Annotated in this window: 15 protein-coding genes and 2 pseudogenes; 9 read left to right on the forward strand and 8 right to left on the reverse strand. The window is 69.2% G+C overall.

Annotation, left to right across the window (positions count from 1 at the left end):
• Nucleotides 1-183 precede the first annotated feature (183 nt).
• The gene (locus J7E91_RS22365; protein WP_214907608.1) at nt 184-1,026 is read left to right on the forward strand and encodes an ABC transporter substrate-binding protein; all 843 of its coding nucleotides are present in this window, start codon (nt 184-186) and stop codon (nt 1,024-1,026) included.
• A gap of 193 nt (nt 1,027-1,219) precedes the next feature.
• Here the strand turns inward: J7E91_RS22365 and J7E91_RS22370 are convergent, their stop codons facing one another.
• Complete coding sequence (locus J7E91_RS22370) at nt 1,220-2,296, reverse strand: LacI family DNA-binding transcriptional regulator (protein WP_214907610.1); 1,077 nt, start codon at nt 2,294-2,296, stop codon at nt 1,220-1,222.
• 100 nt (nt 2,297-2,396) lie between these two features.
• On the opposite strand from J7E91_RS22370, the gene J7E91_RS22375 reads away from it, so the two are divergent.
• The 3 genes from J7E91_RS22375 to J7E91_RS22385 are packed head-to-tail and all read left to right on the forward strand — an operon-like array spanning nt 2,397 to nt 5,535.
• Entirely contained in the window at nt 2,397-3,548 is a 1,152-nt protein-coding gene (locus J7E91_RS22375; RefSeq protein WP_214907612.1) for a Gfo/Idh/MocA family protein, read from the forward strand.
• A complete protein-coding gene (locus J7E91_RS22380) occupies nt 3,545-4,693 on the forward strand; it encodes a dihydrodipicolinate synthase family protein (protein WP_214907614.1) in 1,149 nt (382 codons plus the stop codon). The genes J7E91_RS22375 and J7E91_RS22380 overlap by 4 nt, the downstream gene beginning before the upstream one ends.
• Nucleotides 4,690-5,535, forward strand: a complete 846-nt coding sequence (locus J7E91_RS22385; protein WP_214907616.1) for a sugar phosphate isomerase/epimerase — start codon at nt 4,690-4,692, stop codon at nt 5,533-5,535. Before J7E91_RS22380 ends, J7E91_RS22385 begins: the two co-directional genes overlap by 4 nt.
• A gap of 216 nt (nt 5,536-5,751) precedes the next feature.
• On the opposite strand, the gene J7E91_RS22390 is transcribed toward J7E91_RS22385, so the two are convergent.
• The 5 genes and pseudogenes from J7E91_RS22390 to J7E91_RS22410 all read right to left on the reverse strand — a co-directional run bounded on the left by J7E91_RS22390 (nt 5,752) and on the right by J7E91_RS22410 (nt 9,113).
• Complete coding sequence (locus J7E91_RS22390) at nt 5,752-6,141, reverse strand: RidA family protein (protein ID WP_214907719.1); 390 nt, start codon at nt 6,139-6,141, stop codon at nt 5,752-5,754.
• Nucleotides 6,137-6,334, reverse strand: a pseudogene (locus J7E91_RS22395) (helix-turn-helix domain-containing protein); the annotation flags it as partial. The pseudogene J7E91_RS22395 and the gene J7E91_RS22390, both read right to left, overlap by 5 nt.
• Before the next feature lie 71 nt (nt 6,335-6,405).
• On the reverse strand, nt 6,406-6,912 hold the full coding sequence (locus J7E91_RS22400; RefSeq protein ID WP_214907618.1) for a type VII secretion target: 507 nt from the start codon (nt 6,910-6,912) through the stop codon (nt 6,406-6,408).
• Between the two features lie 13 nt (nt 6,913-6,925).
• A complete protein-coding gene (locus tag J7E91_RS22405; protein ID WP_214907620.1) occupies nt 6,926-7,405 on the reverse strand; it encodes a hypothetical protein in 480 nt (159 codons plus the stop codon).
• A 58-nt stretch (nt 7,406-7,463) separates the two neighbouring features.
• Nucleotides 7,464-9,113 carry an alpha/beta hydrolase gene (locus J7E91_RS22410; RefSeq protein ID WP_214907622.1) on the reverse strand — a complete coding sequence of 550 codons (1,650 nt, stop codon included), beginning with the start codon at nt 9,111-9,113 and terminating at the stop codon, nt 7,464-7,466.
• Nucleotides 9,114-9,412: 299 nt separating this feature from the next.
• Between J7E91_RS22410 and J7E91_RS22415 the strand changes: the two genes are divergently transcribed.
• Nucleotides 9,413-9,829 (forward strand): hypothetical protein, encoded by a 417-nt coding sequence (locus J7E91_RS22415; RefSeq protein ID WP_214907624.1) that lies wholly within the window; start codon nt 9,413-9,415, stop codon nt 9,827-9,829.
• 12 nt (nt 9,830-9,841) lie between these two features.
• On the opposite strand, the gene J7E91_RS22420 is transcribed toward J7E91_RS22415, so the two are convergent.
• Nucleotides 9,842-10,066 (reverse strand): DUF397 domain-containing protein, encoded by a 225-nt coding sequence (locus J7E91_RS22420; protein WP_214907626.1) that lies wholly within the window; start codon nt 10,064-10,066, stop codon nt 9,842-9,844.
• A pseudogene (locus J7E91_RS22425) lies at nt 10,053-10,876 on the reverse strand (Scr1 family TA system antitoxin-like transcriptional regulator). The gene J7E91_RS22420 and the pseudogene J7E91_RS22425 overlap by 14 nt, the downstream one beginning before the upstream one ends.
• 188 nt (nt 10,877-11,064) lie before the next feature.
• Here J7E91_RS22425 and J7E91_RS22430 point away from each other — a divergent pair.
• The 4 genes from J7E91_RS22430 to J7E91_RS22445 all read left to right on the forward strand — a co-directional run bounded on the left by J7E91_RS22430 (nt 11,065) and on the right by J7E91_RS22445 (nt 12,267).
• On the forward strand, nt 11,065-11,232 hold the full coding sequence (locus tag J7E91_RS22430) for a hypothetical protein (RefSeq protein ID WP_214907735.1): 168 nt from the start codon (nt 11,065-11,067) through the stop codon (nt 11,230-11,232).
• Nucleotides 11,229-11,567: a hypothetical protein gene (locus J7E91_RS22435; protein ID WP_214907628.1), complete on the forward strand. Its 339-nt coding sequence runs from the start codon at nt 11,229-11,231 to the stop codon at nt 11,565-11,567. The genes J7E91_RS22430 and J7E91_RS22435 overlap by 4 nt, the downstream gene beginning before the upstream one ends.
• Before the next feature lie 137 nt (nt 11,568-11,704).
• The gene (locus tag J7E91_RS22440; RefSeq protein WP_251016094.1) at nt 11,705-12,031 is read left to right on the forward strand and encodes a DUF6247 family protein; all 327 of its coding nucleotides are present in this window, start codon (nt 11,705-11,707) and stop codon (nt 12,029-12,031) included.
• A complete protein-coding gene (locus J7E91_RS22445) occupies nt 12,028-12,267 on the forward strand; it encodes a hypothetical protein (RefSeq protein WP_214907630.1) in 240 nt (79 codons plus the stop codon). The genes J7E91_RS22440 and J7E91_RS22445 overlap by 4 nt, the downstream gene beginning before the upstream one ends.
• Nucleotides 12,268-12,335 lie beyond the last annotated feature (68 nt).

A 12,335-nucleotide genomic window follows, 5' to 3' on the forward strand; every position in this document is an offset into this window, starting at 1 on the left:
GTCATGCTCCTTAGATCTTCCGCGCCGCCGCCGGCACATCATTCGTCCACAGCACGACTTCCCGATACCCCGCCTCGTAAGCGAGATCGATCACCGTACGGACCAGCAGGTCGCCCGGATCGCGGACGCACGCGCGGACTGGACGGTCGCGTACGGAAGCTCCCTGCGGGGCAGGACTCGCCCATGACAGCAGCAGAAGCCATATGGCAGTTCACCGACGACCGCGGGCAGTTGTCGTCGGCCCCCACGTGGCCCACCAGGATCGTCGCCTACATCCAGGCCGGAGCCACCCTCTGGGACCACGGCTTACTTCCCCTGGGCATCTTCGGCTCCTACCACGACGGCGACGCTCCCGACCGTGCCAAGTCCGGGCACCTCCCCCTCGGCGCAGTCACCTACTTCGGCGCGGGCGCCTCCCTCGACCCCGACCGCCTGCTCTCCTCCGGAGCGGACCTCGTCGTGGCCGTCAGCTACGGAGGCGGTCACGTGTACGGAATCGAGCCGGACGCCGCCAAGCACCTGGAGGCGCAGGTCCCGGTCGTCGTACTGGACGTCGGGCAGGGCCGCTCGCTCGACGAGATCCGGGGACGCTTCGCCGCGCTGGCGGCCGCGCTGGGCGGTGCGGAGCCCCCGGTCGCCCTGGAGGCCGCGCGCGAGCGGCTCCGTACCGTCGCGACGGACGACGCACCCAGGGTCCTGGCACTCTCCCCGGCCGGTGACGACCAGGTCCACCTCGCGCGCCCCGACTCCTGGCCCGACCTGCGTGCCCTGGCCGCACTGGGCGTCCGCCTGGTGGAGCCGCCCGCCGGGGGCGGCGCGAACTGGTCCACCGTCGCCTGGCCCGAGGCTGCGGCGCTCGCCCCGCAGATCATCCTGGCGGACACCCGCGCCAACGCGGCCACGCTCGACCGGACCCGCACGGGCAACGCCCGCGTAATCCCCTGGAATCCGGAACTCCCGGCCAGCAGCGCAGCACATGCGGCCTTCTTCGGGCAGGTGGCGAAGGCGCTGGCGGCTGATCACTGACCCCCACCGGGGCGCCGGTTCACCGCCCACCCACGCGAGGGGGCGGGACGCGCAGGGGGTGGTGTTCGGGACGTAGAGCGTGATGTGTGCGCAGGGAGTGGGCGTCGTACAAGGAACGCCGGTCCGCGGCTGAATCATGCAGTCCCGAACGCCGCCCCCGGAGCGGCCCGCCCCCGCCCGAGACCCACCGGCGTCACCCCCGCGGAGCCCCCGTAGACCCCCGCACCATCAACTCCGCCGGCACCGAAGCGATACCCCCCGGCGGCGCCGCCTCCCGCCCCATCGCGAGCCGCCCCGCCCGCGCCCCCGCCTCGTACAGCGGCAGCCGTACGGTCGTCAGCGCCGGCATCGCGTCCGCCGAGAACGGCAGGTCGTCGAAGCCCGCCACCGACACGTCGTCCGGGATGCTCCGCCCCCGCTCCCGCAACGCCGCACACGCGCCCAGCGCCACCGTGTCGTTCGCGGCGACCACCGCCGTCAGCTCCGGCTCCCGCCGCAGAAGCTCCAGCGTCGCGTCGTACCCGGACTGCCGGTCGTACGGCCCGTGCACCGTCAGGTGGTCGACCGTTCCGCCCAGCCCCGCCGCGTCCATCGCGTCCCGATGCCCCTCCAGCCGATGCCGGGTGGTCGTACGCTCCACCGGCCCGGCGACGTACCCGATCCGCCGATGCCCCAGCGCCAGCAGATGCTCGGTCAGCCGCCGCGCCCCGCCCCGGTTGTCGAAGGCCAGCGCCGCCGCAACCGAACCCCCACCCCCCGGCACAGCCAACGGCGGCCGTCCGCACAGCACCACCCGCGCGCCCCCGTCCGCCAGCTTCGCGAGCTTCGCCGCGACCGCCGTCGAGTGGCCGGGGTCCTCGAGCGCGCCCCCGGTCAGAATCACCGCGGCGGCGCGCTGCCGTTGCAGCAGCGTCAAGTAGGTGAGTTCCCGCTCCGGCGATCCCCCCGTGTTGCAGACGATCGCGAGCTTCTCGCCGCCCGCCCGCCCCGCGCCCGCCCCCTCCGGCCCGCCGATCTGCGACTGGGCCGCCCCGGCCATGATCCCGAAGAAGGGGTCGGCGATGTCGTTCACCAGGATCCCCACGAGATCCGACGTCGCCGCGGCAAGCGCACTCGCCGGCCCGTTCAGTACGTAGTCGAGGTCGTCGACGGCGCGCAGCACCCGCTCCCTGGTCGCAGCGGCGACCGGGTAGTTGCCGTTGAGCACACGGGAGACGGTGGCCGGCGACACCTGGGCGCGGGCTGCCACGTCCGCCAACGTCACTGTCATCTGGTCGTCCTCCGGATGGGGTCTTGTACGAGCCGCGGTACGCAGGCTAGCTTCATAGCGCATAGAAAGCGCTTGCTATGGCCGTACGGAGGAAACTTACGTGACACGCAAGACAGTGCGCATCGCCATGAACGGCGTCACCGGCCGGATGGGATACCGGCAGCACCTCGTCCGCTCGATCCTCGCCATCCGCGAGCAGGGCGGCCTGGACCTGGGCGACGGCACGGTCCTGTGGCCGGAGCCCGTCCTGGTGGGCCGCCGCGAACACGCGCTCCAGGAGATCGCCGAGCACCACCACCTCACCCACTGGTCCACAGACCTTGACGCCGTCCTCGCCGACGAGACGATCGACGTCTACTTCGACGCGCAGGTCACGTCCGCCCGCGAGGAGGCCCTCAGAAAGGCCATCGCCGCGGGCAAGCACATCTATACGGAGAAGCCGTCGGCCACCGGCCTCGACGCCGCCCTCGCCCTGGCCCGCCTCGCCCGTGACGCCGGCATCAAGCACGGCGTCGTACAGGACAAGATCTTCCTTCCGGGCCTGCTCAAGCTGAAGCGCCTGATCGACGGCGGCTTCTTCGGCGAGATCCTGTCCGTCCGGGGAGAGTTCGGCTACTGGGTCTTCGAGGGCGACTGGCAGGACGCCCAGCGCCCCTCCTGGAACTACCGCGCGGAGGACGGCGGCGGCATCGTCGTCGACATGTTCCCGCACTGGGAGTACGTGCTGCACGAGCTGTTCGGCCGCGTCACGACCGTCCAGTCGCACGTCACGACGCACATTCCGCAGCGCTGGGACGAGCAGGGCAAGCCGTACGCCGCCACCGCCGACGACGCGGCGTACGGCATCTTCCAGCTGGAGGGCGGCGCGGTGGCGCAGATCAACTCCTCCTGGACGGTACGTGTGAACCGCGACGAGCTCGTGGAGTTCCAGGTCGACGGAACGCACGGCTCCGCAGTCGCCGGCCTGCGCAACTGCCGTATGCAGCACCGCAGTGCGACCCCCAAGCCGGTGTGGAACCCCGACCTCCCGGTCACTCACTCCTTCCGCGACCAGTGGCAGGAAGTGCCCGACAACGACACGTACGACAACGGCTTCAAGGCGCAGTGGGAGCTGTTCCTGCGCCACGTGGCGCTCGACGAGCCGTACACGTGGGACCTGCTGGCCGGGGCGCGCGGCGTCCAGCTCGCGGAGCTGGGCCTCAAGTCGTCGGCCGAGGGCCGCCGTTACGACGTACCGGAGCTGTCGCTGTGACGATCAGGCTGCCGCACGGTACGTACGAGCCCCGCTCCGAACCCCTCGCCCTCGCACCGCACGGCGCCCCCCTCACCTCCCGCGCGGTCTACTCGGCGGCGCATGTGGTGGCCGACCCGTACGCCGACGTATCGCCGGACTCGCCCGCCGCGGTCGACTGGGACGCCACGCTCGCCTTCCGCCGGCACCTGTGGTCGCACGGCCTGGGGGTGGCGGAGGCGATGGACACGGCGCAGCGCGGCATGGGCCTCGACTGGCCGGGGGCGGCCGAGCTGATCCGCCGCTCGGCCGCGGAGGCGGTGTCGGTGGGCGGGCAGATCGCTTGCGGCGTGGGCACCGACCAGCTCGCGCCGGGAGCCACCCACACGCTCCCGGAGGTCACCGCCGCGTACGAGGAACAGCTCGCCCTGGTCGAATCGACCGGCGCCCGCGCCATCCTCATGGCGTCACGGGCGCTTGCAGCCGCCGCCCGCGGCCCCGAGGACTACCTGGCGACGTACGGTCACCTCCTGCGCCAGGCGGGCGAGCCGGTGATCCTGCACTGGCTGGGCCCGATGTTCGCCCCGGCGCTCGACGGCTACTGGGGCAGTACGGACCTGGATGCCGCCACGGAGACCTTCCTGGAGGTCATCACCGCGCACCCCGACAAGGTCGACGGCATCAAGATCTCCCTCCTGGACGCCCAGCGCGAGATCGACCTGCGCCGCCGCCTGCCGAAGGGCGTGCGGTGCTACACGGGCGACGACTTCAACTACCCCGAGCTGATCGCGGGCGACGACCACGGCTTCAGCCACGCGCTGCTGGGCATCTTCGACCCGCTGGGTCCCCTGGCGGCGGAGGCGGTCCGTACCCTCGACACAGGCGACGCGAAGACGTTCCGCGCACTCCTCGACCCCACGGTCGAGCTGTCCCGCCACCTCTTCGAGCCCCCCACCCGCTTCTACAAGACGGGTGTTGTCCTCCTCGCCTGGCTCGCGGGCCACCAGTCGCACTTCACGATGGTCGGCGGCCTCCACTCGGCGCGCTCGCTGCCCCACCTGTCGCGGGCGTACGAACTGGCCGACGGCCTGGGCCTGTTCCCGGACCCGCTTCTTGCCGAAGCACGTATGAAGACCTTCCTGACCCTGCACGGAGTGGACCAGTGAGCGCCGTAACACCGAGCGACCTCTCCCGACTCTCCCTCAACCAGGAGACCATCAAGCAGTGGTCGCTGCCCGAGCTGGCCGAGGGGTGCGCGAAGGCGGGCGTCCCTGGCGTGGGTCTGTGGCGCGCCCCGGTCCAGGAGTACGGCGTCGAGCGTGCCGCCCGGCTGATGCGGGACGCGGGGCTGGCCGTCACCAGCCTGTGCCGGGGCGGGTTCCTCACGGCGGTCGGACGCGCCGACCGCACCGCCGCCCTGGCCGACAACCGCCGGGCCATCGACGAGGCCGCCACCCTCGGGACGGCCACCCTGGTCCTGGTGTCCGGCGGGCTCCCGGCGGGCAGCCGTGACCTGCACGCGGCGCGCGAACGCATCGCGGACGCGCTGGCGGAGCTGGCGCCGTACGCCGCCGAGCGGGGCGTACGCCTGGCCATCGAACCGCTGCACCCGATGTTCGCCTCGGACCGCTGCGTGGTGTCGACCCTGGGCCAGGCGCTCGACCTCGCCGAGCGCTTCCCCTCCGGCCGGGTGGGCGTGGTCGTCGACACGTACCACCTGTGGTGGGACGACCGGATCGCGGACGGCATCGCCCGCGCGGGCGACCGCATCGCCGCCTTCCAGCTGGCGGACTGGATCACTCCGCTGCCCGCCGGTGTACTGCTGGGGCGGGGGCAACTGGGAGACGGCGCGGTCGACTTCCGCCGTTTCCGGGAGCTGGTGGACGCGACCGGCTACGCGGGGCCGATCGAGGTGGAGATCTTCAACGAGACTCTCTGGTCCCGCGACGGCGCGGAAGTGCTGGCCGAAGTGGCGGACCGCTACGTCACGCACGTACTCCGTTCATGACCGAAACGCTGCGGCTGTGATCAATCTCTGATCATCCGGAGCCATCTTGTGTCCTTGCCAAATAAATCCAGATCTCCGTGCAACCGTCCTGCCCCTTCGCGGGTCCTACTTTGCATCAGGGCCTCTGGGGAGGGATCCGGGGGGATTCAGGGAGGCCTGTGCGGGAGGGGAATCTGAGAGGCCCGGTCGACGGACCGGGCCTCCTTGGTTTTCCGCTCACTCGGGCAGTGGCGCGGTGAGATCCACTTCAACGAGCTGTCCGCAAAAGCCGAGTTGTGTGACGCTCAGGAGCGTGCTGGCAGTGGTGAACGCCGGACCGATGACCGAGCCGGTGAGACGGCGCCACGCGGCGCCCAGGACGTCGGTGTCGTCGCTGCACACGTAGATCACCGAGCGAACGACATGCTGCGGTTGGGCTCCAACCGCGGCCAGTGCGTTTGCCGCGACCTGATCGATCTGCGCGTCCGGGGAACCCGAACCGACGAGGGATCCATCGGGGTCGAGTGGGCACTGTCCCGCCAAGTACGCCGTCCGGCCGGCCTCGACCACGGTGATGTGGTGATAGCCGGGCGTTGGTGACGGTCGGGGAGTTCGCCGGCCCGGCAGAGCGCAGACCCTCAAGACCGTCCTCGCGCCAGGCCCGGCGCCAGCGTTCCACCGACCGCACACTCACCCGCAGATCCTCCGCGACTGCAGCGGTCTTCTCACCCGCCGCGAACCGCTCGCCTGCCTGGAGCCGGATCTTCTCCCGAAATGCCCGACGCTCAGCGGTCAGGCACCCACCCTCCGGATAACGCATACCACCGGCATACCGCAGAGATCATGAACCGTCACTACCCGACGACAACCCGAAAACCTCAGTAGGAGTTCTTAGCCGGCCGTACCCGGGTTGTACGTCGGCATCGCGGATCCCCCGTCGCCGCGCGGGTCGCGCGCGGTGACGTCGAAGTCGCCAGCGGGCGGCGGCCCGAACTCATGGGTGGGGGAGGTGTCGCTGGGATTCCACTGGCCATCGGGGAGCCGGGCCGTGGGCGGTGCGACGCCGCCCGAGGCGGGCGCGGACATGGTGCCGACGGTGTCCATGCCTTCGAAGTCCTTCGCCGTGGCACGGTCGTTCCACTCATGGCCGTTCGCGGACGAGCGCAGATTCGTGGCTCCCGTACGCATCCGCTGGTCCAGCCCGGCCAGGGCCGGCTTCCAGCTGTCCGCGATGGTCTGCAGGGCTGCGCTGACCTGCCAGCCCGCCAGCGACGCCGCCGCTGTGGCAGATTCGCGTACGGCGGTGCCCGAAGGCCCCTTCATGTCCTGGGCCGTCCCGTCCTCCGCGTGCGCGGAGGCGCGCAGCTCGGCGGGGTCGACCTTGGGCTCTGACGACATGGGTCAACCCCTTTCAGAACTGCTGCTGCTCGGCGTCCGGCGGGAGCATGCAAGGGACGTTGGCGGAGAAGGACATGGAGTCGGGCGAGGTCTTCTTCGGTTTGTTCGTGTCGGCCATGACGGTGTACCCGTGCTCCTTGTGGCGCGCGGAGAGCGAGGCGCTGTAGTAGGCGTCCTGGTATTCGCGGTACCCGGCCATCTCGTAACCCTCCTTCTCCAGCCGGCTCTTCAACGCCCGGACTGCGGCGGTGTGCTGGGTGTGCGGCACCTCGGCGAAGACGTAGTAGGTGAGGGTGAACCGTCCGTCCTCGGCCACTTCGTCGTTCTTGCCCACGCAGTTGCGGAAGCGCGGGACCTCGGTGGAGCGGTCGATGTCGACACCCGCGATCCCGCCCATGTAAGCGGTGTAGTCCTGCGCCCACTTCAGCGCGGCTTGCCTGGTCATCCGGGGCAGCGGTGCGTTGATGTCCTTGCTGTCGTCGTCGGCGGGCATGCAGCCTCCTGTGATGAGTACGGCGACCGCGGTGATCGCGGCCCGGAGCGGAGTCGCTCTACCAGGGGAGGAGCGGAACATCGTTGTCCTCCTTGGGGGTCTCCGTCGGCGGCACACCGGCGATGATCTTCCCTTGGTTGTCCAGTGAGACGCTGCCCTCGTCCCAGTAAGCACTGTGGTCGCCCTCGTTGCTGACTTCGAAGTTGTGGCCGCCGAACGGTTCCTCCATCGGGTTCTCGCCCAGTGTCAGGTCGGAGGCGCCGTCGATGATGCCGTCGTTCCTCGATCCCCCGACCCATACGTGGTCCGGGTTCATCTGTAGGTCGGACGCCCTGTCGACGGTCATGCCGGGGCTTCCCGCCACGACGATCTCGTCCGCGCCGAGACCGTCGCCGCCCGCCGCGGCGGCGCCGACGACCGTCGATCCGTAACTGTGGCCGACGACGGTGGTGTGACTCGGCGGCCCTTCGTGGGAGGCCCGGGTGCCCTCGATGAACTGCCGCAGATCGGGGGCGGCATCCTCGGCGCGGCCCGTTCCACCGACGCTGTTGAAGTCGGTGGCTGAGGCTTCGGGGGCGTCGTAGCCCAGCCAGCTCACGGTCGCCACTGATTCATCCCGGCTGTGTTTCGTGCCGGCATCCTGGAGTGCTTCTATGCGGTTGAGCTGCCCCGGTACGCTGTCCATCTCGGTGTTGGTGCCCGGTACAAGGACCGCGGTGTGGTCGGCGGTGTCGGGGTTGCCCATCGCGATGATGGCCCGCCCGTCGCCCTTGGTGTCGTAGCCGAGGAGGTACAACTCCTTGCCCTTGGGAGCCGCGTCACCCTCGTCGAGCCGGTTCTGCAGGACCTCCATGTTGTGCATGCGCTTGCGCAACTCCTGCGGGTTGTCGTCGGGGTAGAGGTCGCTGGGGTGGCCCGCGAAGTGGAGGTAGGCGTTCTCCTGCGTGAGCGCCGTGCGGTTGGCGTCGTTGCGTACGGTGGTGGGCAGGCCGTCGGTGGCGCCGATCTCCCGCGGATAGAGCGTGGTGTACTCGCGCTGCTCCTCCGGGCTGAGGGCGTCCCACCACGTGGCGGCGGCCTTCGGGTCGTTCTCGGGGATCTGCGGCCCCTCGACGCCGATGGCCTTCATGGCCTCCTTCACGTCCTTTGTGGACTCCATGGTGCCGTTCGGCCCCTGGCCGTCCATGACGTCCCCGTTGAGCAGGGTCAGCGCCCGGTGCCCGTCGGCGCTCCCCTTGCGGGCCTCTTTCAGCGCCTCGTCGATCCACGACCGGTACTCGCCGAGCGGGCCGCTGCGGCCGTTGATGACCTGCTGGCTGTCCGGGTCGTTGCGGGGGAGCGAAGAGGTGGTGGGGTCACTGACCCAGCCGTCGTCGTCGACCTTGTAGTGGTTTTCCTCGGCCCGCTTCACGGCGTTGCGGAGCTTGTTCTGTGCGCTCTCCATCTCGAAGCGCACATCGTCCAGTACGACGGCTATCGCCATGCCTTCCGTCTGGACGATTCCCAGCCGCGCCTCCACATTCTCGAGAAACCGCAGGGCGCTGTCGGCGTCGTCACCCTTCCAGGTGGCGTGGAGCGGCCCTGTCACTTTGGTGCGGTGCCGGTCGACGGCCTCGTCCGCGCAGGTGGCGAGCTTCCGCCAGGCGGCTGCTGCTGCCTTCAGGTCGCTGAAATCCTGCTTCATCAGGCGTGCGAAATCCGATGCCATGCCCACCCCGCCTTGCGGGTGAGGGTGGTGGCGCGTGGCTGCGTTCCGGAGTTCCGTGAACTTCTCACCAAAAATACCCCCGTATTGACCCAACTACCTGGTGCAGGGCGGCTGGTTGAGGAATGAGTGTATCCGTGTTCGATGGGGCTGGTGAGACTGGTAGGGCGGTTGGATATTTGCTGCCGACGCGGTCCGCGCGGCACCGAACTGTGGGCCGGCCGTCAGCTGTCCAGGAAGGACAGGTCCAGGCGGCGGAGGCGTTCCGGGTCGTTGAGGGTGTCGATCGCGGTGACCTTCCCGTGCGCAATCGGAACGACATGACCGAGAGCGCCCGGCCCTCCGAGGTCGCGACGACTCCCACTGTCCCGTTGACCAGCGCGGGGTGTGCGTACTGCGCGAAGCGGGCGAAGGCGATGGCCTGCCCGGCCACCGTCCGCGCGCCGTGGCGTACCAGGCTCCCCAGCGCGCCACCGTCGGACCGCACCACCACATCCGGGTCGAGCACCGAGACCAGCGCCTCGCGCGAGATGTTCAAGATGAGTCTCGGCCTCCCGCAGCCGGCTCTGCAGTTCCTCGATCTGCGTGTTGATACGGGTGATCTTCGTATTCATGCCCGTGAGTCTGGTGGTCTCGCCACCAACACGCACGTGATTAGCCTGCTCGGTTCGGGTCTGAGCTTTCTCGTGACGGCCCAGGACCCGCAGGCCGGGCCGTGACGAGCGGACGTGTCAGGCGCCGATGCGGCCGTCCCTGACTGCGGTGACGAACGACGACCAGCCGTCAGCCGAGAAGACGAGCGCCGGGCCGTTCACGGCTTTGCTGTCCCGTACGGGCACGTCGGCGTAGCCACGCGCGACCTCAAGACATTCACCTTGGTCGCCGCCGCTGTAGCTGGACTTGTACCACCCGGCGAGGACGGACGAGTCGGAGACGGTGTGCTCACTGTTGACCATGTTTGTGTTCCTCTACTGCCGCCCTGACGAGGGCCAGTGACTCCTGCTGCGACATCGCATCGCTCAGTGCAAGAGCGTAGGCCGTCTGACTGGCGCTCACCAGGGCCGGATCGTCCATCAGGTGCCCGGTGAGCAGCCCTTCGACGTAGGCCGCCGGAGCGGAGTCCTCAAAGCTCATGATGGTGAGCAGACTCTGCTGGAGTGCGTGCGCCCCGACCCCGAACGGCAGCACATGCAGCCGCAGCCGGCCGGTCTCGGCCATGTCCGCGATCTTGCGTAGCTGTTCAGTCATGACGTGGGGTCCGCCGACCCGGCGCCTGAGCACGGCTTCGTCCAGCAAGGTCCATACGACCGGGTTCAACGGGCCGTCGAGAATCCGGGAGCGCTCTGTTCGGATGACAACGTCTCTGTCAAGTTCTTCCCGCGTGTGATTCGGCCGGTAAGCGCGGAACAGCGCACGCGCGTAGCTGTCCGTCTGAAGCAGGCCAGGGACCAGGGAGAGCGCGAATTGCTGGATCAACTTAGCCTGTTGCTCCAATTCGGCAACGGCCGCGAAGTGATCGGCGTACTTCGTCTCCAGATCCTGCAACCAGCGCGCGAAGAACCCTCCGTCCCCAGCGCCCGGTCGATCCGCTGCGCGTCATCAGGGTTCGGGAGCCGCCTTCCTGCCTCGAAGTGGCTGATCAGTGTCGGTGAGCACACCACCTGATCGCCCAGGGCCTCCTGGGTAAGGCCCGCCGCTGTCCGGCGGAGTCTCAGTTCCTCTCCGTACTTCTCACGTGGCGTACGCGACTTGCGGCTTTTCTCCATGCGGCCAACTCCCCGACCTGACGGGCGCGCTGTCAAGCTCCGACTACTGGCAGCGTAGCCAGGGGTGACGCCACTGTGTGAGGGGGTCGCTACAGAAAGCAGCGATCGCGCGTCAATGCGCAGACCAGTCCCCCGCGGCCGATGTGAACGGCCCGGGGGCATGGCCAACCTGAAGAAAGCAGGTCGACATGAAGGACTGTATCGCCCGTATCTTCGAGCCGCTGTCGCGGTTTCTGTTCCCCCTGCACGGGGAGGGCGGCGCACAACAGCGGGCGAGGCGGCGGGCGCTGTGGCTCGCGGTGCACGGGGTGGACGTCGGGCCTCGGCTGATTCATGGGGTGGAGGTCGCCGCGTGAAGAGTGAGCACCGGACGGTGCGACTGCTGCCGTGGGCCGGCCCGGAGGGTAAACCGTGCTACGTCCTCGGCGACGGCACCGGGTATGTGTCCCGCGTTGCGGACAACACCGAGAGCGTGCAGCTCGGCATGGCGGGCGATCTGCTCCGTCACGCGGCCGATCTGCTCGCCGACCGCAGGGCGACCGGCAGGCAGCTGCACTACCTCGCCAGCAGGCTGACCGAGTCGCTGCGTGACGTCAAGCGCGTCGCGGAAAGCAGGGGAGGGCTGCTGAGTCAGTTGATGCCCGACGAGGATGGAGGCCCCGAGGCTGAGCGAGGGCACGGCGACAGCTAGGTGATTGAGGGGAGGGCGACTCCCAACGGGAGTGAAGCACTCCTTCAGGGGCGGCCCATGCGGTTCACGGGGCGGGTGGTTCCGGTCGGCTTTAGCATGGGCGCTCTCGTCCGTACCCACCACCGAAGGAGCTGATCATGGTCCTCGAAGTGGACCCGGAGGCCTGCGAGAGAACCCCGGAGGCCGTCCGGGTGGCGCTGCAGCGACGCCCGGACTGGCTTCAGGCGTTCGAGCAGGAATGGCTGAGTGCGGCGGCCGATTTCGATCACGCGGCCCTGGACGGTGTACTCGACAAGTGGTTCCCCTTTGCCTGTGCCTGCGCGACTCCCGGCTACCTGGACGATGTAGAGCACACCATCAAGCGCATGGCGGAGGGCGACACCGAGGGGATGGTTTTCCGCGACGAGGAAGGCAACGCGTACGACGCGGACAATCATCCGGTGAATGCGAGGGGCGAGGGGTGAGCGCCTACGCGATCCGTTACGCGGACCGGGCTGCTCGGCGAAAAGCGGCGCTCTCCGCGCCTCAGCGCACTTCACTCGCAGAGCTTGAAAAGCGTCTCGCACTCAACCCATTTGGTCCGCCCGCTACGAGCAACAGAGACAACAGCTGGTCGGCGGCGTTCACCGGCGGATTTGTGACGTACGTCGTTTCGAACCGCCATATCGTGATCAATGTGGTCGACCTGGTGGCGCTCTGAGCGCCGCCCGCCCTCTGCGTACCGGGAGTGACAACCGAGTCGTCCACAGGCTTCCCGCCCTGTCGGAC

Origin of the sequence: Streptomyces sp. ISL-99 (assembly GCF_018614005.1) — a bacterium.
Classification (GTDB): Bacteria; Actinomycetota; Actinomycetes; order Streptomycetales; family Streptomycetaceae; genus Streptomyces; species Streptomyces flavidovirens.